Raw genomic sequence first — 18,414 nt, 5'->3', positions numbered from 1 at the left:
GCGAGAATGAGCTCAGCGGCCGGGGTCTACGAGGACGGGGATGGCTTCGCGGATCTGGAGGGCGGTGGCGGGGCCGGTGATGGGGACGGTGCCTTCGATGTACTGCCAGCCGGTGTCAGCGACGTTGAAGCGGGCGGCGTAATTGGTTGTCAGCGTGAGGCTGACGTTGCCGCGCTTCATGTACTTGTGAGTGATCTCTTTCGACGGGTACGGCTTGCCGGGCGTGCTCGTGGTGAGCGCCGGACTCCCGTCACCGAAGCGCCAGGTATAGCTGATCGGCGTCGCCTCCACCAGCACAGGGAATCCGAGCAACGTGACGGTGGTCCTCGACACCTTGCTGTCGTCGGTGTAGATGATCGTGTCCAGATTCACCAGCGTCCGACCGTCCGGCTGAACCTTGACCGAGAGCCCCGGGAACATGATGTTCTTGGTCTCCGACCGCACCTGCTCCCAGGTGATGTCTTCGGGCCGTGGCCGCACGACCTCCCGCGGGACCTTGCGTATCGTATGCCGCCGTTCGTCGCCACCCGGCTGACATCGGTTCGGACCGGGAATACTCCCATCGGTTTGCATGCGGCCGCAGATACCGATGTTGATTTTAAAGTCGGTTCGTTCCTTGGAGTCTGTCGGCGGGTTGTCTTTCGTGTGTGGCGGATCAGCGGGGACTTTCGGCCGATCGTACTCGTCTTTCCTGGTCGACGCTTTCTGCTCTGTAGCCGACTTCGAGGTTCCTTCTCGACGTGGCACTCGGTCAGTACCCGTTACCGACGTACCCTCCTTGATTTTACCGGGGGTCACCGTGGGCTTTGGCTTCGGTTTGGGCTTGGAAGCGATCTCAGTAGAGGCCAGCGGTCCGTCTGCATCGGCCCAGGAAGTGTCGAGCGCGATGTTCGCCAGCACCAGTAGCGCACTGAGCGTGACAGCTAAGTTCACCATCTTCTTCATTGCTTCACGAGTTCCATCTCGTACATGACCCAGTTGCCGTGGCTGACCGACAGTCCGAACTCACGCTTGTATTTCGCAGCCTTCACACTGATTGGAGCGGAGGTCTTCGTCTCCTGGCTCACGTAGGCGCCGACGCTCACATTTGCGGAACCGCCGAGATGCCCGCCTGCCCCGCGGAAGAGGTCAGGGACGTCGGTGACCTGCTCCCGGTAGTCACCCTTAAGCAGTCCGTTAGCTGCGTTCGCCTTCGCCACAAACCCTGCGTATGACTTGCAGCTTTCGCAACCTGCTTCGCTGTTGCTGAGCATCGGCGCGGTGTCGCCGGTCTCGGAGGCGTAGTTGAGCAATTCGCTGTAGTAGCGAACGAACTGCTCGGCTGCCGCGAGCGTAAGCCCCTTCGCGTTCGCGGGGCGTTCAGGCGGGCCGCTTGGGGTCGAAGGCGCGGCCGCGGATTCAGTGGGTGTCGCGGAGCTTGCCGACGTGGCAGGTGGCGGGGCCGTGTTGGGGTGGCCGGCCTCGGGGCTCTTTTGGGTGCAGGAGGTCAGTAGCGCGGTGGTCGTCAGGCAGGCCAGGAGCGTGATGATCGGCCTGTTGCGGTGTGTCACGTGTGTCAGCCCTCCGTAGTTGACACAGATCGTAACGGTGGGGTGGGGCTGGGTTCGATGTCAAAAGGTGCAGTTGTGGATAACTGGGTTGGGGCCAGGAGCCGCCCGGCTGGGGGGTTAGAGGCTCGGACGGCTCCTGGTTGGTGGTGGGACGGGTGGGGGCGGGGTTTTATGACGCGGCGTGAGCGGGTGAACTCGTTGTGATGTCGTTCACAGGAGGTGTCGGAGGCTGGGCGACGGGGTTGGGGTGCGTTTCTGGTGGGTGGGCGCCTGGTATTTCAGGTCTTGCGGCACGTGTTCCTGTCTCACGGCACCAGTGGCTGCCAGCCGTGGGTGGTCAGGCGGGGGTGTATTGGACGTCTAGGGCGGCGGTGGTGAAGTTCAGGGAGGTGTAGAGGGCTCGGGCGGGGGTGTTGGTGCCGTCTACGTAGAGGACTATTTCGTTGAGGTTGCGGGTGGTTTGTAGGTGGTGGAGGCCTTGGAGGGTCAGGGCCTTGCCTAGGCCTTGGCCTTGGTGGGTGGGGGAGACGCCTACTACGTACACCTCGCCTATGCCTTCTTCGACCTTTGTCCAGTGGAAGCCGGCGATCGCTCCGGTGGCGGAATCGACGGCCAGGAAGAAGCCGTCGGGGTCGAACCACGGTTGCTGGAAGCGTTCGGCCAGGTCCGCGGCGGTCCAGCTGCCTTGCTCGGGGTGGTCGGCGAAGGCGGCTGCGTTGACCTTCAGCCAGGCGGCGTCGTCCTGTCCGGGGACGAACGTGCGTACGTCGATGCCGTCGGGCCACACCGGATCGGGCAAGGAAGCCCTGGTACGTCGGAGGAAGTAGAGCTCTCGGGTGATCTCGAGGCTGAGGCGGTGGGCCAGCTCGTCGGCGCCGGGCAGGCGGCCGTGGGCCCAGACGCTGGTACGGGTGCCGCCGTGGTCGAGAAGCATGCGGAGGAGGGCCGCGCCGAATCCTTGCCGGCGAAAAGGCGGGGCGACGAAGAGTTCGGCGGAGCCGTCGGGGGACAGGGCGCCGTACCCGACCAGGTTGCGGGCGCTCTGCAGGCCGCTGACTTCGATGGTGCCCGGGTCGCCTTCGTAGGCGAGGACGTGGACGTCGCCGGGGTGTTCGCCGTCGAGGTGCAGGAGGGTGCGTTCGGAGAGCGGGTTGACGCCGTCGCTGTGTGCTGCGGCGCGGGCGAGTTCCGTGACGGCGGCGGCAGTGGCCGAGGGCAACGGTGAGGGAACGGCTTCGAGGGTCACCTGAATACCGTAAAAGGTCCGGTTCAGTTCATGCTCAGGTCCTGGCGAGGGCGCGTCGTCACGGGTAACTTTCGCGGAACCGCGGAGGATTTCGCGGCACCGCAACAGCGGTGACCGAGACGACGGAGAAGAAATGGCCATCACAGGACGAGGCAGGGCACGGTTGGGGGGACGGCGGGCGGTCGGGCTGCTCGTCACCGGGACGGCCGTCGCGCTCGCGTTGGCCGCGGGGGGATCCGTGAGCCAGGCCGGAGCCGCGACACAGGACGCGACTCAGGGCACAGCGACTCAGGGCACAGCGGCGCAGGGCACAGCGGCGCAGGCGAAGAAGCCGAAGCCGACGCACAGCCAGATCCAGCTGCTCGCGATCAACGACTTCCACGGCAACCTGGAGCCCGCGACCGGGTCCAGCGGCAACATCAACGGCATCCCGGCGGGCGGCGCGGCGTACCTCGCGACGCATCTGAAGCAACTGCGGGCCGCCGCGCACGCGAAGGGCCAGGACTCGGTGACGGTCGCCGCGGGTGACCTGATCGGCGCCTCGCCGCTGCTGTCGGCCGCGTTCCACGACGAGCCGACGGTCGAAGCGCTGAACGGGATGGGACTCGAGGCTGCGTCGGTGGGCAACCACGAGTTCGACGAGGGCTGGCACGAGCTGCTCCGGATGCAGACCGGCGGCTGCCTGCCGGACGGCGACGGGGCGAACAACCAGAACTCCTGCCCGGACGCGGCGCACCCGTTCGAGGGCGCGAAGTTCAAGTACCTCGCCGCGAACGTGTTCTTCGAGAACACCCGGAAGACACTGTTCGCGCCGTACACGATCAAGACCTTCAAGGACGGTAAGAAGGTCGGCTTCATCGGGATGACGCTGGAGAACACGCCGAACATCGTGACCAAGTCCGGCGTCGAGGGGCTGACCTTCAAGGACGAGGTCGACACCGCGAACGCGCTGGTCCCGGTGCTGAAGAAGAAGGGCGTGGAGTCGATCGTCGTGCTGCTGCACGAGGGCGGTTTCCCGGCCGACCCGAAGGCGTACAACAGCTGCCCGGGGATCTCCGGCCCGATCGTGGACATCAACGCCAACCTGGACCCGGAGATCGACGCGATCATCTCGGGCCACACCCACCAGGGGTACAACTGCTCCCTGCCGGACAAGGACAAGAACCCGCGGCTCGTCACCAGCGCGTCGTCGTTCGGCCGGCTGGTGACCGACGTCCGGTTGAGCATCGTCAACGCGACCGGCGACGTCGACCGGGTGAACACGCTGGCCAACAACCAGATCATCACCCAGGACGTCGTGCAGGACCCGAAGACCGCGGCCCTGATCGCGAAGTACAAGGCCCTGGTCGCCCCGATCGAGAACAAGGTGATCGGGCACATCACCACCCCGTCGGTGGTGCGGACCCCTGACGATTCGCTCGAGTCGCCGCTGGGCAACCTGATCGCCGACGCGCAGCTGGCCGACCCGAGCGTCGTGACCGGTGGGAAGACACCGGTGGTGGCCTTCATGAACCCGGGCGGCATCCGCGCCGACCTGGCGTCCACCAACGGCGAGGTCACCTTCGGGAAGGCCTTCACCGTGCAGCCGTTCAACAACTTCCTGGTTTCGATGGACATGACCGGGACGCAGATCAAGGCCCTGCTGGAGCAGCAGTTCTCCGGGGTGAACGGTCCGGACGCGCCGAAGTTCAAGGTGCTCCAGGTCGCGGGCATCACCTACACCTGGAACCCGGCCGCCGCGGCGGGCTCGAAGGTGGTGGCGGGCTCGATCAAGATCGGCGGGCAGCCGCTGGTCGACGGTACGACGTACCGCATCGTCACGAACAACTTCCTGTCGGACGGCGGTGACGGCTTCCCGGCCTTCACCACCGCGACGAACAAGTTCTTCGGCGGGCTGGACATCGATGCGTTCGCGAACTACCTGACCGCGCACGACCCGTACACGCCGGTCGCGACCGACCGCATCTCCATCGGGTCCTGACCGCGCAGGGCTGAAACGGGAGCCGGTACGTCGCCTGAGAGGGCGGCGTACCGGCCGCCCAGCAACAACCTGCGGGACCGCCGGCTGCTTTTCGTTCTCGTCAGTGATCCTGGTACCTTGCGTACTCAGGCACTTACGGAAGGTGAGCGATGGCGCACGTTGCTCCGACCTCGCACCGGCGGGCTCCCAGGGCTTCGCATCGCGGGCATCGCAGCGCGGACGGGCCGGTGCAGATCACCAGCTGGCTCGGGTTGACGGTGGCATTCGTTGTGGGGCTGATCCTGACGGCGCAGGCGCACGTCGGCGTTCACGCGGCCGGGGTCACCCTGCTGGTGATGCTGGTGCCGGTCACCGTCGGGGTGTTCGTGGCGGCGGTCCGGCAGGGCGTCGGGTCCTGGAAGGCAGCCTTCGTTACGGCGGCCGCCCTGGCGTTCACCCTGCTGAAGTTCTTCTTCTAAGAGACGTCGGCGGTCTCGCGCGCGGCGGGCGGCGGCGGGACCACGAAGCGGTAGCCGACGTTCCGGACGGTGCCGATCAGCGCCTCGTGCTCGGGGCCGAGTTTCGCGCGCAGACGCCGTACGTGCACGTCGACCGTCCGCGTACCGCCGAAGTAGTCGTAGCCCCAGACCTCCTGGAGCAGCTGCTCGCGCGTGAACACCCGGCCCGGGTGCTGCGCGAGGAACTTGAAGAGCTCGAACTCCTTGTACGTGAGATCGAGCGCCCGCCCGTTGAGCTTCGCGGTGTACGACGCCTCGTCGATCACGACGTCGCCGCTGCGGATCAGCGTGGACTCGGGCTCGTCGTTGCGGGTCGCGGCGAGGCGGCCGATGACGAGCCGCAGCCGGGCCTCGATCTCGGCCGGGCCGGCGGTGTCGAGCAGTACGTCGTCCGCGCCCCAGTCGGCGTTGACCGCGGTCAGGCCGCCCTCGGTGACGACCAGGATCAGCGGTACGTCGATGCCGGTCGTGCGGATCAGCCGCGAGGCGCTCCGGACCGCGACCAGGTCGCGGCGGGCGTCGAGCAGCACGGCGTCGGCGTCCGGGGCATCGACCAGCGCGGAGACCTCCGCGGGGAGGATGCGGATCTGGTGGGGGAGCAAGGCGAGCGACGGCAGGACCTCGGTGGAGGCCTGCAGGGCGTTCGTCAGCAGAAGCAACGTGCTCACGCTGTCTCCTTGTGCTGATCATCGGATCCGGCGGCCGCGATCCGGTCCTCGTGCGCGTCAGGCCCCGGCGGCGTCGTTGCCGGGGGCCTGGGACACACTGGGTCTAACAGCAAGCTGACATAATAGCCGAGACTTAACCGATTAGTGAGGCGCGGACCAGATGCCGGAAGTGACCATCAGGTACTTCGCTGCCGCACGCTCGGCCGCCGGGGCCTCCTCGGCGACCGCCGAGGCGGCCTCGATCCGCGACCTGGTCACGACCGTTTCGACCGATCGGCCGGAGCTGGCGCGGGTGCTGTCGATCTGCACGTTCCTCCTGGACGGCGAGCGCGCCGAGCCGGGCACGCCGCTCACCCAGGGCGCCCTGGTGGACGCGCTCCCACCCTTCGCCGGCGGCTGAGCAACCCAGGCTGAGCAGACAGCCTGAGCAGGACAGGCACGAGGCCTCCTCGGCAGGTACATTCGTCGCCGTGGCGATGGAGTCGGGGACGCTGCTCACTACGGTGGGTCGCGCGGGGGTCCTGTTCGGGAAGGCGTGGCCGCGCCTTCTGGCGGTGTTTCTGGTGGCCCAACTGGTGCACCGCGGCCTGCAATGGGTAGCGGTCCAGGCAGGCGCCAGAGCTGAGGCGGCCGGCATCGCCGTACTGGCGTTGCTCGTAGTGGTCTCGCTGGCGATGTACGTGACCATGTTCCTGGTCCTCCGCGGCGAGCTGCCGTTCCACCGCAGAGCGGTTGCCGAGGGCAGGCTTGCTCCGGACGGTATGGAGGCCGGACGAGAGCACGGGCCGATCGATGCGGTCGCAGCCGCGCTCCTGCCGTTCCTGGCCTTCTATGCCGCCTACAAGTTCCTGCAGAACGAGGCGCTCGACTACGAGTACCAGTTGGCCGTCCACAAGGTGAACGAGACGGCCGCGACGATCCTGACGGGTGGCAGCGTCGCACCGCAGTCCACGGGGTTGCAGTCGCTGTCGACGTGGTTGTTCATCGGGCTCGGCGCCACGGCGTACCTGCTCCGGTTCGTGTTCAAGAAGTGGAAGAAGGAACGAGAGGGCGCGGTCCGCAAGCTGTTCGTCACGTACCTCGAGGCGCTCTGGATCTTCGTGGTCATCTATCAGGCGTCGTCGTACATCCCGTCGCCGAAGACGTGGCTCAAGGAGCGCCAGGTCTGGCAGTGGCTGCACGACGGGTACACGTGGGTGCTCGACCATGTGCTGGGCGTCAGCCAGGTCCGTGAGGTGTGGGACGCGGTCACCGGGTTCCTCACCGCCGGTATCGGGGACCTCTGGAACGCCGCTGTGCTCCCGCTGATGTGGATCACCATGACCGCGATCATCTACGGCCGCGTCGTGCAGAAGCTCGACAAGCCGCGCTGGCGGTTCGACCGGATCACGAACCGCTGGCAGCAGACGCCGCGGATCGTCCGTGTCGCCGGGAACTCGGTGATGGCCGACTGGAAGGACCGCTGGACCCCGGTTCTGGAGGCGTTCCGGCTGGTCGTCCGGTCCGGCCTGCGGCCGATGCTCGGGTACTTCCTGGCCTGGGCGGTCGTCACGTTCGCCGCGAGCGGCGTGTGGATCGCCCTGAAGCTGTGGGTGCTCGGACCGCACTCGCTGCAGTTCTGGCAGGTGATCGACGAGCCGCTGAACCTGATCACCGACGGCCTGAAGATCATGCTGCAGGTCAGCCTGCTCGCCGCCGCGTACGACCGGATGATCGGCGGCCTGGCCGGCTACCTGACCCCGCGGACCCGCGCGGTGCACGAGCAGTCGGCCGGCGACCACGGTGTCACCGACCTCAGCGCGGCTACCTCGGGAATGCCAAGTACTGAGGGAGCTTCGTAGCCCACGTGATCGTCGGCTGCACGCTGCCGGCGACGGACGACGGTACGACGAACACCGCGACCGTCTCGAACGGCTTCCCGGCCACCGGCTTCAGGTAGTACGGCGCTGCGGTGCCACGCCAGCTCGACGGCTGGTCGTCGGAGCCGCCGCTGCAGCCGGTCGGACGGTCCTGGTAGTCGTCCGCGAGCGTGTCCTCGTCCCAGATCCGTCCGTCCGGCGCCCGGAGGTGGACCTGGCAGCCGCCGAGCCCTTCGAGCGCGGACAGGTTGTCCACCTGCAGCCGGAAGTACACCCGGATCCGTGTGGTGCCTTCGGGGAGCGAGGGACCCTTCTCGGTCGAAGCAGGGTTCTCCTCGACGGTGGCGGCGTACCAGGTGGCGCCGTTGTACGACGTACCGCCCGCCGACACCGATACCGGGTCACGGGGCTCGTTGTTGTACCAGGACTTGTAGTCGCTGCGTGTGGTCCACCACCCGGCGAGCGGGATGGCCACCACCAGCGTCGCCAGCGCGACCGTGTTCTTCCGGAACCAGCCGCGGCGGGCCCGGCGCGCGCCACTCATGTGTCGCTCGCAGCGGTCAGGGTCACGACGTCTTCGAGCTTCGGCGCGTCGTCGCCGAGTGGCACGGTGACCTGCGGTTCGAGGTCGTTCAGGATCGACTTCTCCATCACCAGCAACGTTGCCCCGGGTACCTTGTCGGCCGGCATCTCGACCACGAACGAGCCGCGGACCGGGATGTCCGGCGCGAATTCGGTCCCGGTCAGGTCGACCCGGTCGAGACCGCTGCGGTTGGCGCCGAGGTACGTGATGCCGTCGGCGGACCGGATCTTGACGCCGAAGATGTGCATCGGCTCCCGTTTGGCGGTGACACTGGCGTCGACGACCACGAAGGCGGTCAGCGAGTCCCGGTCCGGCGTGGACCGCGGGATCCGCAGCTTCTTGCCGACCCGTACGTCGTCAACGGTCAGGTCGAAGCGTGGTGTCTGCACCGCGCGCCCGACGATGCCCTTGACCGCGGTCGGCTGCTGGATGTCCTGCTGGGTCGGCGTCAACCGGTACAGCCCGACGATCGCGACCAGTACGGCGAGCGTGAGGCCGATGTTGAGCAGTTTCCGGCGACTCATTTGGCCTTCACCGCGACTGTGCCTTCCGCGGCGATCTTGTCCGGGAGCCACTTCTCGTGGTGGTCGAGGAGCGACTCGTCCACGTGTTCGTAGCTCTGGACGGTCAGCTTGACCTCGGTGGGGAACTGGCCGGCCTTCGGCAGCTTCCAGACGTACGCGATGTCCTCGGCCGCATCCGGCGTGAGCACCGGGTTCATGGTCGCGTCGCGCAGGTTCGTGGTGCCGAGCGGCGGGTCGGTGTCCTTGACCCCGGGCACGCCGATCAGCCGGATCAGGTCCGACGGCGGTGTCGTGCCGGTGTCGTCGGTGACCTTCAGCTTCGTCACGACCGCGATCAGTACGCCGCCGTCGTCCGGGGTGAACAGCGGCTTCAGGTCCTTCACGGTGACGACCCGCTGGACGGTGACCTCGAACTGGCCGGCGTCGATCGCGGTGCCGGCGTCCACCCGCGGCGTCTCGTCGCCGGCCTTCTTCAGACCCCCGAAGGCTGCCGAGACCACCAGCAGTACGGCGCCGGCGCTGATCGCCCACGTCCGGACCGAGCGGCCCCGCACCCTCAGATCCTGAAACTCCGGGAGCTCATCCGGCTCCTGCCCCCCGCTCCCCGTTTCCTGCACGCGGGCAAGCGTATCCAGCGAGAGGGCCGAGCTGAGACAGGACCAGGTCAGTCGTCCGGCCGGCCCCGGAGCCGCTTGGTCTCGCCGCGGCGCTTCTTGTCGTCCAGCCGGCGCCGTACGGACCCCTTGCTCGGCTTGGTCGGCCGCCGCTTCCGGGGTGGCGGAGCGATCGCCTCCCGGATCAGTACGGCGAGCCGTTCCCGCGCGGCCTCCCGGTTGCGCCACTGCGACTTGTACTCCGACGCGGCGATCGTCACCACCCCGTCGACCAGCCGCGACTGGAGCCGCTCCAGTGCCCGCGTCTTCAGTACGTCGCTCAACGCCGACGTACTCGCCACGTCGAAGCTGAGCTCGACCCGGCTGTCCGTGGTGTTCACGGACTGCCCGCCCGGGCCGCTCGACCGTGAGAACCGCCACGTCAGCTCTGCCTCGGGAATCACCACCCCCGACCGCACGGTCACTCCGCTCTCCACAGCACCTATTAGACCGGAGGAGAATCGGCAGATGGATGCCTGCGTCTTCTGCGGCCTGATCTCCGCCGACTCAGCCCGCTGGATCGCCAAGGAGAACGCGGCGGTCGCGTTCCTCCCGCTGCCCGGTGAGGAGATCGCCCCGGGACACACACTGGTCGTGCCGCGTCGTCACACCACCGCAGGTCTCCTGGACGCGCAGCCGGGTGACCTGACCCTGGTGATGGACCTGGCTCAGCGCATCGCGCAGAAGATGGTGGAGAGGCTCGGGGCGACCGGTGTCTGCCTCCTGAACGCCAGTGGGCCCGGCTCCGGCCGCAGTGTCGACCACCTGCACCTGCACGTGGTCCCTCGGTACCCGGGCGACGGCGACGACAGCCTGCCCTGGCCGACCGGGCGTTCACGCCACCGCCTCGCTGTGGATCCGCAGGTGCTTCTCAGCACGTGAAACCGGCGGTTGAACCGTGAACGGCGCGTCGTACCGTGGGTAACTGTGAGTCTGGGGCTGTGGGTACTCGTCGCGGCGGTCGTAGCCGGCGTGGGGCTGAGTGTGCTCAAGGCCTGGATCGACGGGCGGTTTCGCGGGAAGAGCGAGGACGACGTGGAGCGAGTGACGCCCGCGGAGCTGGGTGGGGAGCTGGGCGAGCGGGCGACGCTGCTGCAGTTCTCGTCGGCGTTCTGCGCGCCCTGCCGGGTCACGCGGCGGACACTGGCCGAGGTCGAGGGCATGGTCGACGGCGTACGCCACGTGGAGCTGGACGCCGAGTCCCACCTCGAGCTGGTGCGCCGGCTGGACATCTTGCGGACGCCGACCACGCTGGTGCTCGACAGCACCGGAGCGGTGGTGAAACGCGCCAGCGGAGCGCCGCGGAAGCCGGATGTGATCGCAGCGCTGGCCGTCGCGATCGACCGTCAGCCGAGCTGACTGTGTCCGGTACGCGCCACCGGATGGCCAATGAACCGCCACGTAGGCAAGACTCTGCGGGTGAGCTCTCAAGCAGCAGGTTGGTACGACGACCCTGAGGACCCGACCCAGCAGCGGTACTGGGACGGCAACGCCTGGACGGATCAGCGTCGACCGCAGCAGGGCCCACCCCCGTTCCAGGGGCAGTTCGGCCAGTCCAAGACGCAGGACCTGCCGAAGTACGGGCAGACCGCGGAGCACGGACAGGTGTACGGCGGTGGCGGGCCGGCCCAGTCGCCGCAGTTCGGCCAGCAGCCCCCGCAACAGGGCGGCTACCCGGCGTACCCGCAGAGCGGACAGGGCTTCGCCTACCAGGGGCGGAACTCCGGCACGACTCCGGACGGTCAGATGCTGTCCGGGTGGTGGCGCCGGGTGTTCGCGCGGATCATCGACGGGATCATCGCCTGGTTCATCGCGTTGCCGCTGACGGGGTACTTCTACCTCCAGTCCAGCAGGGTGATGAACTCCTGGATCGAGGACGTTATGGACGCCGCACGGGCCGGTAGTTCGACCCCGGTCTCAGTGCCGCCCGAGGTGTACAAGTGGGCTGTCCCGGCGTCCCTGCTGGGGGCGCTGGTCGCGTTCGTGTACGAATACCTGTTCCTGGTCGCGAAGGGCCGGACGCCCGGCAAGATGGCGACCGGGATCGCGGTCCGGCTGCGGGAGGTGCCGGGCAAGCCGCCACGTGCGGCCGCGGCGAAGCGCACCGGTGTCGTCCTGGCTCTGACCCTGGCCGGCTCGGTCCCGGTCCTCGGCCTCTTCGCCTCCCTCGCGCTGCTGCTCAACTACCTGTGGCCGCTCTGGGACGACAAGAAGCAGGCACTGCACGACAAGGTCGCCGCGACCAACGTGGTCCGGGTCTGAGCCTGTTTGTCCGCAATTTGATCAGTTGTCTCATGTGATGGGACCACGGGTGGTGCACCCGCCCGGGTTCCGTAGTCTCGTTGCGTGGTGTACACGACTTGGCTGACGAAGCGACGCGCAGTGGACAACTGCCGCGTCCGCTCGTCGCTGTGTCGTCGCCGCTGACCAGGCGGCGTCCCGAGCGCTGCGGAACCGGTCGCTGAGCACGGTTCCGCGTACGTCGCCTCCCGCACACTCGGGCGGGTCCGGCTCGACACCCTCCTTCACCGGGAGTCGTCATGTCCGAAGTGACAGCCAAGGTGGATCCGCGCGGGCTCCGGTTCGCTGCCGGCGTGACCACCGTCGTCCTGGCGCTGACACTCGTCCTGAACAACCCGTGGCCGCTCGCGGTGCAGGCCGTGGTGTTCGCGATCTCGGTCGCGTTCGGCGTCGGCGCGTCGCCGTACGGGTTGCTGTTCAAGCGGCTGGTCCGGCCCCGGCTGGGCCCGCCGAAGGAACTGGAGGACGCGGCGCCGCCGCGGTTCGCCCAACTGGTCGGTCTCGTCTTCGCGGTCGCCGGTCTGGCCGGGTACCTGACCGGAGTCACCGTCCTGGGAGTGGTCGCCACCGGATTCGCCCTGGTCGCCGCGTTCGTGAACGCGGCCGTCGGGCTCTGCCTCGGCTGCGAGGCCTATCTGCTGATCCACCGCATTCGTACGCCATCCACCGCTACCAACTGAGAAGAGGCAGCACACATGAGCAGGGAATCCGCGCTCGTCTCGGCCGACTGGGTCGAGGAGCACAAGAACGACGCCGGGGTCGTCCTGATCGAGGTCGACGAAGACGTCTCGGCGTACGACGCCGGCCACATCGCCGGTGCGATCAAGATCGACTGGCAGGACGACCTGCAGGACCCGGTCCGCCGGGACTTCGTCAGCAAGGAGCAGTTCGAGGCGCTGCTGTCCGACCGTGGTGTCAAGAACGAGGACACGGTCGTGCTGTACGGCGGCAACAACAACTGGTTCGCGGCGTACGCGTACTGGTACTTCAAGCTCTACGGCCACGGTGACGTCCGCCTGCTCGACGGCGGCCGCAAGCGCTGGGAGCTGGACAGCCGCGAGCTGACCGACGAGGTCGTGAAGCGCGAGGCCACCCAGTACACCGCGCAGCCGCAGAACCTGGAGATCCGCGCCTTCCGCGACGAGGTCAAGGACGCCATCGGTGTGAAGAACCTGGTCGACGTGCGCAGCCCCGACGAGTACGCCGGCCGGCTGCTCGCCCCGGCCCACCTGCCGCAGGAGCAGGCGCAGCGTGCGGGCCACATCCCGACCGCGGCCAGCATCCCGTGGAGCAAGGCGGCCAACGACGACGGCACCTTCCGCGCCGACGACGAACTGAAGACCCTGTACGCCGACGCCGGCGTGGACTTCGGCAAGGACACCATCGCGTACTGCCGGATCGGCGAGCGCTCGGCGCACACCTGGTTCGTGCTGCACGAGATCCTCGGCCAGGCGAACGTGAAGAACTACGACGGATCCTGGACCGAGTGGGGTTCGCTGGTCGGCGTACCCGTTGCCCTCGGCGACGAGCCCGGAAAGGCGTGACACATGTGCGGAGCTAAGCAGGGCGGCCTCGACCTCAAGGGCGTCGACGTCGACAAGGAAGCCGTGATCCAGGGCCAGGTGCTGCGCGGCGAGGAGCCGGTCGGCGGCGCGTACGTGCGGCTGCTGGACTCCACTGGTGAGTTCACGGCCGAGGTGCCGACCTCGGCGACCGGGCACTTCCGGTTCTTCGCGGCGCCGGGCAGCTGGACGCTGCGCACGCTGGCCCCGAAGGCCGACCCGGTCGACCGTCAGGTCGTCGCCCAGTACGGCGAGGTCGCGGAAGTGGCCGTCACCGTCTGACCGGTCGTTCGTTACAGAAGGTGCCACCACCACCCGACGGTGGCCCACCCTGAAGTAAGCACCGAGGGGCCCGGACCTTGCGCGTCCGGGCCCTTCGGCATGCCCTGAGATGTCGCAGAATCGCTTGCCGGGTAAGGCTTCCGGGTCATCGCAGCCGGGTTACGGGTGGGACCGGGAAATCTCGTGGACCGAGCGGCAAGGTAACGGTTTGGTCTCGGAGAGCGGTCGGCTCGTCACCTACCGCAATCGACTGAGTTGTGTCTGTGTCCTGACCCGCACTTCGGGTCACGTCATCACTCAGGGAGGAGGGGTCAATGCGACCCCGCATCGGATACAAGAAGCTCGCTGCCGTCGGTGTTGCGGCGGTTGTCGGCGTGGCTTCTACGATTGCGCTGACGTCGGGTTCCGCGTCCGCTTCGCCGGTTTTCGGCTACAGCGGCTACTCGTACGGGACCGATGTTCAATCCGGGCTGGCGAACAGTGGCCCGCAGGTGATCAGCAAGTTCGGTTGCACCACGGACGCCAACAAGGCTGACAAGAACGACATCGCCACGGCGAACGTGAACGGGCAGGCGATCGCGCGCTCGGTGAAGACCGACACGCACGCGTTCAACAACAAGAGCGGCACCGGCGTCACTAGCACCGCGGTGGCCGCCGACGTCCGCGTCGGCAGCCTGCTCACGCTGACCGGCGTGAAGACCACCACCACGTCGAAGTACTCGAAGGGCCAACTGTCCTACACCGGCAGCACCACCTTCGCGGGCGTGCGGATCGGCGCGATCTCGGTGCCGTCGCTGCTGAACCCGAAGCCGAACACCAAGGTCGCCGTACCGGGCCTGGGCTACATCGTTCTGAACCGCGTCGGCGGCGTGAAGACCGCGTCCGGCATCTACTCGTACGCGCAGGCGGTCGTGCTGCACGCGACGGTGAAGAACCAGTACATCCCGCAGGGCGTCGACGTCGCGGTGCTGAAGACCCGCGCGGAGATCTCGAAGCCGGCGACCGCACTGGTCATCGGTGACGCCTACGGCACCAAGGCCATGGCCGACAAGCTGGTCGTCTCCGACGCCACCTCGCTCCAGACCACCTGCCAGGGTACTGAGGGCAAGACGGTCCGGGTCGCGGTCGGCGAGCTGAACATCCCGAAGGTCGCCTACGTCGGCGGTGTCTACACCACCAAGAACGGCGCCATCGGCGAGGGCAAGTCCTACATCAACTTCACCTCGCACGTCGCGGGTGTGAAGGTGGGCAACCTGTCCATCGGCGCGATCGAGTCCTCCGCGTCCGCGTGGAAGACCAAGGACAACAAGGCCGGCGTGAGCTCGTCCTCGACCATCGCGTCGATCAAGGTCGGCGGCAAGTCGTACGCCGTCCCGACGGGCGAGAACAAGACGCTGGTCATCCCGGGCGTCGCCAAGCTGACCTTCAACCAGGTCATGCGGCAGAAGCGCTACATCGCGGTGAACGCGCTGGTCGTCGAGGTTCCTGGCCTCAACACCAAGGTCGTCGTGGCCCACTCGGCCGCCGGCGTCGTCAGCTGATCACAGCAGACACTCTCTGAGTCGAACCTCACCGACCCAGAACCCCGGCCCCCGGATCCCGCACGGATCCGGGGGCCGGTTGTTGTAGAGGGCGTCTGAGGACCCTGCGCCTACTGCGGGGCACTCGGCACGGCGCAGAGTCCTCAGACGCCCTCTTATGCGTCCAGGATGAGGGTGGCGGGCCCGTCGTTGGTCAGGGCAACGTCCATGTGGGCCCCGAAGATCCCGCGCTCCACCTTGGCGCCGAGGGCTTCGAGGGCGGTGCAGAAGGAACCGTAGAGCGGTTCGGAGATCGGGCCGGGGGCGGCGGCGCTCCAGGAAGGGCGGCGGCCCTTGCGAGTATCGGCGTACAGGGTGAACTGGCTGATCGCGAGGATCGGGGCCTGTTCGTCGGCGGCGGAGCGTTCGTCGTGGAGGATGCGGAGCGTCCAGATCTTCGCGGCCAGCGCGGCGGCCTTCTCGGGGGTGTCGTCGTGGGTGACGCCGAGCAGGACCACCAGGCCGGGCCCGTCGATCGCCCCGACCACCTCGCCGTCCACGGTGACCGACGCCCGACTGACTCGCTGTACTACGGCTCTCATGAGAGACATCCTCTCGTGCGGGAGATCGTCCGGTCATCGGACCCTCCGACCGGCAAATATCCGTTTCGAGGCGCGATCTGGCAGGATTCGTCCATGGCGTCGACTCTGATCACTGTTGCTCCCACCGGTGCCGAGACCGCGAAGGCGGACTGCCCGGCGTTGCCGACCACGCTCGACGAGCTGGTCGAGACCGCGAAGCGCTGCGAGGCCGCGGGAGCGGCGATGATCCACCTGCACATCCGCGACGGTGAGCACCAGCCGACGCTGGACCTCGGCCGGCTGACCGAGACCGTCGCCGCGGTCCGGGAGAACACCGCCCTGATCGTGCAGCTCTCGACGGGCGGGGCTGTTACCGATCCTCTTGCGGATCGTCTCCGGGTGCTCGACGCGGCACCCGACTCCTGCTCGCTCACCATGGGCACCGTCAACTTCGGCGACGACGTGTTCATGAACCCGTGGCCGTTCGTCACGGAGCTCTTCCAGCTCACTCAGGAGCGCGAGGTCGTTCCGGAGTTCGAGCTGTTCGACCTCGGGCACGTGGCCGCACTGCACCGGCTCCTCGGCAAGTACGGCCTGCCGTACGGCGGTCGCGTGCACTGCGACCTGGTGATGGGCGTCCCCGGTGGCATGCCCGGTACGGCGGACGCACTCGTCGCGGCCGTCAACGCTCTCCCCGACGCCGTCACGTCCTGGTCCGCCACGGGCATCGGCCGTACGTCGTTGACGGTCGCGCTGGCCGCACTGGCGAAGGGCGGCAACCTCCGCGTCGGTATGGAGGACACCCTGACGCTCGCGAAGGGGCACCCGGTCACCCACAACGCCGAGCTCGTCGAACGCGCCGCCGCGCTGGCGACCCTCGCTCAGCGGCCGCCGATGTCCCCGGACGAGGCCCGAGACCTTCTCAACGTGAAGAAGTAGCCGGCGACTCCGCCCACGATGATCGTTGCCTCCAGCAATAACCAGTCGCGGAGGTAGTCGCGGGGGAGAACCGTCGGGTTCACGCCCTTGCCCTGCCGCAGGAGCAGCGGCACGGCGATCAGGCTGGTGATCCCGACGTACAGAAGGGTCGTGCGTACCGCGCCCACGGTTCGGTGCCGATCGGGTCCGGCGGACCAGCGAGCGACGAGCGAACCGACGCCTACGGTCAGCGGTACGAGGACGAAGTCGTCGGCCAGCACGGCCCCACCTAGCCAGATCGGCAGCCGGACCAGCGCCGGCGGTTCCAGGGCGCTGAGCAGCAGCCAGAGGCCCCACAGCCCGACGCCGACACCGACGACGGCCAGGCCGATCCTGGTCTTCATGTGATGACCTCCAGTCGGTGCACCCACTTGGTCTGCAACACCCCGGGCCGGTTGGGCGCGATGATCCGCGCCGGGAACCCATGGTCCAGAGCCAGTTCACCGCCGTTGAGGCGGAGCGCCAGCAGAGTGAGCGGATCGGCGGCGAACTCCTCCGGCAACTCACTCGTCGCGTAGAACCCGCCCTTCTCCATCGAGACCACGCGGACCCGTGACTGCGCCGGGGCGCCGCACAGTTCGAGCAGGTCCCGGATCCGGATGCCCTCCCACCGTGCCCCTTGGCTCCAGCCCTCCACGCAGGCGATCGGCAACTCGGAGCGGCTCTGCGGCAGTGCGCGCAGTTGGTCCAGCGAGTAGGACAGCTGCTGCGGTCCCATGATCAGGAAGCGCCAGTTCTCGTCGATTCCGGTGACGCCGGCGGCCCCCGCCGTACGGTTCACCGGCAGGCCTTGGGGTCCGATGTTCGGCTTTCGCGGCGCCAGTACGGCCAGGGGGCCGAACGCCGGGGCCGACTGGCCGACCGACGCGATGCCGACGAGCGTCGCGGCGCCGGCCACGGTCCGGAACAGTCCGCGCCGGGTGAGTCCGGTGATTGCCGGCGGCAAAGAGTCAGGCGCCGTCTCGGCCGTACGCCGCCAGTTCGCGCGGATCAGCGGGAGCTTGACGGCGAGGTGGACCAGCAGGGCGCCGACGATGATCCACGCCAGCGCGTAGTGGGTCTGCCGGAACGGGAACGGCCACGGGTACCACTGCAGGGTGTTCACGAAGCCGATGAACAGCTCGAGTGCCATCGCGGAGACCAGTACCAGGATCGACGCGCGCTCGAGCATCGTCGCGAGCGCCTGCCGGCTCGGCGGCCACGGCGGCTTCGCGAACAGCTTCGGGTAGACCGTCCACAGCTTCGCCAGCAGCAGCGGGACCGCCACGATCCCGCTGAGCACGTGCAGGCCCTGAGTCACGCGGTACAGGTTCGCCGGACGGCTCGGGACAGGTAGCCAACTCGGGGTGTCCTGCAGGAAGTGGCTGTAGAGGCCGGTCAGGAAGCAGATCGTCACGGCGGCCGCGAGCCAGCGCCCGATGACCGTCGCCACCCGCGGATGGTGCAGCGGCGACGGGAACGACTTCTCCGTCGGAGGGGCTGGGAGCTTCATGTTTCCACTACAACGCAGCTGGAGACATCTGTACGGCGTACTTCGGTTACTGCTCGCGAACGGCGTACCCGGAACCAGTTATCCACAGGTCTGCGTCTGTACCCGAGTTGGTGGCACCGGTCGGGGCATACTCTGGG

The 18,414-nt window shown here is 67.8% G+C and carries 23 protein-coding genes; 12 read left to right on the top strand and 11 right to left on the bottom strand.

Annotated features, from left to right (window positions below):
• Positions 1 to 12 precede the first annotated feature (12 nt).
• The 3 genes from E0H50_RS30985 to mshD form a co-directional block, all read right to left on the bottom strand.
• Positions 13 to 945 (bottom strand): PKD domain-containing protein, encoded by a 933-nt coding sequence (locus tag E0H50_RS30985; protein WP_131294222.1) that lies wholly within the window; start codon positions 943 to 945, stop codon positions 13 to 15.
• Positions 942 to 1,550, bottom strand: coding sequence for a DUF6318 family protein (locus E0H50_RS30980; protein ID WP_131294220.1), 609 nt, complete (start codon positions 1,548 to 1,550; stop codon positions 942 to 944). Before E0H50_RS30980 ends, E0H50_RS30985 begins: the two co-directional genes overlap by 4 nt.
• A gap of 337 nt (positions 1,551 to 1,887) precedes the next feature.
• Positions 1,888 to 2,796, bottom strand: coding sequence for a mycothiol synthase (gene mshD / locus E0H50_RS30975; RefSeq protein ID WP_202868400.1), 909 nt, complete (start codon positions 2,794 to 2,796; stop codon positions 1,888 to 1,890).
• 133 nt (positions 2,797 to 2,929) lie between these two features.
• Here mshD and E0H50_RS30970 point away from each other — a divergent pair, with 133 nt between their 5' ends.
• Positions 2,930 to 4,777 carry a bifunctional metallophosphatase/5'-nucleotidase gene (locus tag E0H50_RS30970; RefSeq protein WP_131294216.1) on the top strand — a complete coding sequence of 616 codons (1,848 nt, stop codon included), beginning with the start codon at positions 2,930 to 2,932 and terminating at the stop codon, positions 4,775 to 4,777.
• A 149-nt stretch (positions 4,778 to 4,926) separates the two neighbouring features.
• A complete protein-coding gene (locus E0H50_RS30965; protein ID WP_131294214.1) occupies positions 4,927 to 5,235 on the top strand; it encodes a hypothetical protein in 309 nt (102 codons plus the stop codon).
• Here the strand turns inward: E0H50_RS30965 and E0H50_RS30960 are convergent.
• Positions 5,232 to 5,942 (bottom strand): response regulator transcription factor, encoded by a 711-nt coding sequence (locus E0H50_RS30960; protein WP_131294212.1) that lies wholly within the window; start codon positions 5,940 to 5,942, stop codon positions 5,232 to 5,234. The genes E0H50_RS30965 and E0H50_RS30960 overlap by 4 nt on opposite strands.
• Positions 5,943 to 6,102: 160 nt before the next feature.
• Between E0H50_RS30960 and E0H50_RS30955 the strand changes: the two genes are divergently transcribed.
• Complete coding sequence (locus tag E0H50_RS30955; protein WP_131294210.1) at positions 6,103 to 6,342, top strand: MoaD/ThiS family protein; 240 nt, start codon at positions 6,103 to 6,105, stop codon at positions 6,340 to 6,342.
• A gap of 76 nt (positions 6,343 to 6,418) precedes the next feature.
• Positions 6,419 to 7,783, top strand: coding sequence for a hypothetical protein (locus tag E0H50_RS30950; RefSeq protein ID WP_238151451.1), 1,365 nt, complete (start codon positions 6,419 to 6,421; stop codon positions 7,781 to 7,783).
• On the opposite strand, the gene E0H50_RS30945 is transcribed toward E0H50_RS30950, so the two are convergent.
• From E0H50_RS30945 to arfB, 4 genes are all read right to left on the bottom strand, one after another.
• Positions 7,746 to 8,345 carry a hypothetical protein gene (locus E0H50_RS30945; protein WP_131294208.1) on the bottom strand — a complete coding sequence of 200 codons (600 nt, stop codon included), beginning with the start codon at positions 8,343 to 8,345 and terminating at the stop codon, positions 7,746 to 7,748. The genes E0H50_RS30950 and E0H50_RS30945 overlap by 38 nt on opposite strands.
• Complete coding sequence (locus E0H50_RS30940) at positions 8,342 to 8,908, bottom strand: DUF4352 domain-containing protein (protein ID WP_131294206.1); 567 nt, start codon at positions 8,906 to 8,908, stop codon at positions 8,342 to 8,344. The genes E0H50_RS30945 and E0H50_RS30940 overlap by 4 nt, the downstream gene beginning before the upstream one ends.
• Complete coding sequence (locus tag E0H50_RS30935) at positions 8,905 to 9,462, bottom strand: hypothetical protein (RefSeq protein WP_238151422.1); 558 nt, start codon at positions 9,460 to 9,462, stop codon at positions 8,905 to 8,907. Before E0H50_RS30935 ends, E0H50_RS30940 begins: the two co-directional genes overlap by 4 nt.
• 110 nt (positions 9,463 to 9,572) lie before the next feature.
• Positions 9,573 to 9,986 (bottom strand): alternative ribosome rescue aminoacyl-tRNA hydrolase ArfB, encoded by a 414-nt coding sequence (gene arfB, locus E0H50_RS30930; protein ID WP_238151421.1) that lies wholly within the window; start codon positions 9,984 to 9,986, stop codon positions 9,573 to 9,575.
• A gap of 43 nt (positions 9,987 to 10,029) precedes the next feature.
• Between arfB and E0H50_RS30925 the strand changes: the two genes are divergently transcribed.
• The 7 genes from E0H50_RS30925 (at position 10,030) to E0H50_RS30895 (ending at position 15,247) form a co-directional block, all read left to right on the top strand.
• Positions 10,030 to 10,443: an HIT family protein gene (locus E0H50_RS30925; protein ID WP_131294200.1), complete on the top strand. Its 414-nt coding sequence runs from the start codon at positions 10,030 to 10,032 to the stop codon at positions 10,441 to 10,443.
• Between the two features lie 45 nt (positions 10,444 to 10,488).
• Positions 10,489 to 10,920 (top strand): TlpA family protein disulfide reductase, encoded by a 432-nt coding sequence (locus E0H50_RS30920; protein WP_131294198.1) that lies wholly within the window; start codon positions 10,489 to 10,491, stop codon positions 10,918 to 10,920.
• Positions 10,921 to 10,980: 60 nt separating this feature from the next.
• On the top strand, positions 10,981 to 11,823 hold the full coding sequence (locus tag E0H50_RS30915; protein WP_165547349.1) for an RDD family protein: 843 nt from the start codon (positions 10,981 to 10,983) through the stop codon (positions 11,821 to 11,823).
• Between the two features lie 278 nt (positions 11,824 to 12,101).
• Entirely contained in the window at positions 12,102 to 12,542 is a 441-nt protein-coding gene (locus E0H50_RS30910) for a DUF4395 domain-containing protein (protein WP_131294194.1), read from the top strand.
• A gap of 15 nt (positions 12,543 to 12,557) precedes the next feature.
• On the top strand, positions 12,558 to 13,406 hold the full coding sequence (locus E0H50_RS30905; RefSeq protein ID WP_131294192.1) for a sulfurtransferase: 849 nt from the start codon (positions 12,558 to 12,560) through the stop codon (positions 13,404 to 13,406).
• A gap of 3 nt (positions 13,407 to 13,409) precedes the next feature.
• Complete coding sequence (locus E0H50_RS30900) at positions 13,410 to 13,706, top strand: DUF1416 domain-containing protein (RefSeq protein ID WP_131294190.1); 297 nt, start codon at positions 13,410 to 13,412, stop codon at positions 13,704 to 13,706.
• A 314-nt stretch (positions 13,707 to 14,020) separates the two neighbouring features.
• Positions 14,021 to 15,247 carry a choice-of-anchor P family protein gene (locus tag E0H50_RS30895; protein WP_131294188.1) on the top strand — a complete coding sequence of 409 codons (1,227 nt, stop codon included), beginning with the start codon at positions 14,021 to 14,023 and terminating at the stop codon, positions 15,245 to 15,247.
• 155 nt (positions 15,248 to 15,402) lie between these two features.
• Here the strand turns inward: E0H50_RS30895 and dtd are convergent, their stop codons facing one another.
• On the bottom strand, positions 15,403 to 15,828 hold the full coding sequence (gene dtd / locus E0H50_RS30890; protein ID WP_131294186.1) for a D-aminoacyl-tRNA deacylase: 426 nt from the start codon (positions 15,826 to 15,828) through the stop codon (positions 15,403 to 15,405).
• A gap of 93 nt (positions 15,829 to 15,921) precedes the next feature.
• Between dtd and E0H50_RS30885 the strand changes: the two genes are divergently transcribed.
• On the top strand, positions 15,922 to 16,746 hold the full coding sequence (locus E0H50_RS30885) for a beta-keto acid cleavage family enzyme (protein ID WP_131294184.1): 825 nt from the start codon (positions 15,922 to 15,924) through the stop codon (positions 16,744 to 16,746).
• Here the strand turns inward: E0H50_RS30885 and E0H50_RS30880 are convergent.
• Positions 16,689 to 17,129 (bottom strand): hypothetical protein, encoded by a 441-nt coding sequence (locus tag E0H50_RS30880; RefSeq protein WP_131294182.1) that lies wholly within the window; start codon positions 17,127 to 17,129, stop codon positions 16,689 to 16,691. The genes E0H50_RS30885 and E0H50_RS30880 overlap by 58 nt on opposite strands.
• Positions 17,126 to 18,277, bottom strand: coding sequence for a molybdopterin-dependent oxidoreductase (locus E0H50_RS30875; protein WP_131294181.1), 1,152 nt, complete (start codon positions 18,275 to 18,277; stop codon positions 17,126 to 17,128). The genes E0H50_RS30880 and E0H50_RS30875 overlap by 4 nt, the downstream gene beginning before the upstream one ends.
• Between the last annotated feature and the right edge of the window lie 137 nt (positions 18,278 to 18,414).

The organism is Kribbella sindirgiensis (assembly GCF_004331435.1).
Lineage (GTDB): Bacteria > Actinomycetota > Actinomycetes > Propionibacteriales > Kribbellaceae > Kribbella > Kribbella sindirgiensis.
The sequence above is the reverse complement of the archived record's forward strand: the minus strand, read 5'-3'. Positions and strand labels throughout refer to the sequence as shown.

Bases quoted from the DNA above. Each gene is read 5' to 3' on its own strand.
- E0H50_RS30985 (WP_131294222.1), bottom strand. From the start codon at position 945: ATGAAGAAGATGGTGAACTTAGCTGTCACGCTCAGTGCGCTACTGGTG.
- E0H50_RS30970 (WP_131294216.1), top strand. From the start codon at position 2,930: ATGGCCATCACAGGACGAGGCAGGGCACGGTTGGGGGGACGGCGGGCG.
- E0H50_RS30965 (WP_131294214.1), top strand. From the start codon at position 4,927: ATGGCGCACGTTGCTCCGACCTCGCACCGGCGGGCTCCCAGGGCTTCG.
- E0H50_RS30955 (WP_131294210.1), top strand. From the start codon at position 6,103: ATGCCGGAAGTGACCATCAGGTACTTCGCTGCCGCACGCTCGGCCGCC.
- E0H50_RS30950 (WP_238151451.1), top strand. From the start codon at position 6,419: ATGGAGTCGGGGACGCTGCTCACTACGGTGGGTCGCGCGGGGGTCCTG.
- E0H50_RS30945 (WP_131294208.1), bottom strand. From the start codon at position 8,345: ATGAGTGGCGCGCGCCGGGCCCGCCGCGGCTGGTTCCGGAAGAACACG.
- E0H50_RS30940 (WP_131294206.1), bottom strand. From the start codon at position 8,908: ATGAGTCGCCGGAAACTGCTCAACATCGGCCTCACGCTCGCCGTACTG.
- E0H50_RS30925 (WP_131294200.1), top strand. From the start codon at position 10,030: ATGGATGCCTGCGTCTTCTGCGGCCTGATCTCCGCCGACTCAGCCCGC.
- E0H50_RS30910 (WP_131294194.1), top strand. From the start codon at position 12,102: ATGTCCGAAGTGACAGCCAAGGTGGATCCGCGCGGGCTCCGGTTCGCT.
- E0H50_RS30905 (WP_131294192.1), top strand. From the start codon at position 12,558: ATGAGCAGGGAATCCGCGCTCGTCTCGGCCGACTGGGTCGAGGAGCAC.
- E0H50_RS30900 (WP_131294190.1), top strand. From the start codon at position 13,410: ATGTGCGGAGCTAAGCAGGGCGGCCTCGACCTCAAGGGCGTCGACGTC.
- E0H50_RS30895 (WP_131294188.1), top strand. From the start codon at position 14,021: ATGCGACCCCGCATCGGATACAAGAAGCTCGCTGCCGTCGGTGTTGCG.
- dtd (WP_131294186.1), bottom strand. From the start codon at position 15,828: ATGAGAGCCGTAGTACAGCGAGTCAGTCGGGCGTCGGTCACCGTGGAC.
- E0H50_RS30885 (WP_131294184.1), top strand. From the start codon at position 15,922: ATGGCGTCGACTCTGATCACTGTTGCTCCCACCGGTGCCGAGACCGCG.
- E0H50_RS30880 (WP_131294182.1), bottom strand. From the start codon at position 17,129: ATGAAGACCAGGATCGGCCTGGCCGTCGTCGGTGTCGGCGTCGGGCTG.
- E0H50_RS30875 (WP_131294181.1), bottom strand. From the start codon at position 18,277: ATGAAGCTCCCAGCCCCTCCGACGGAGAAGTCGTTCCCGTCGCCGCTG.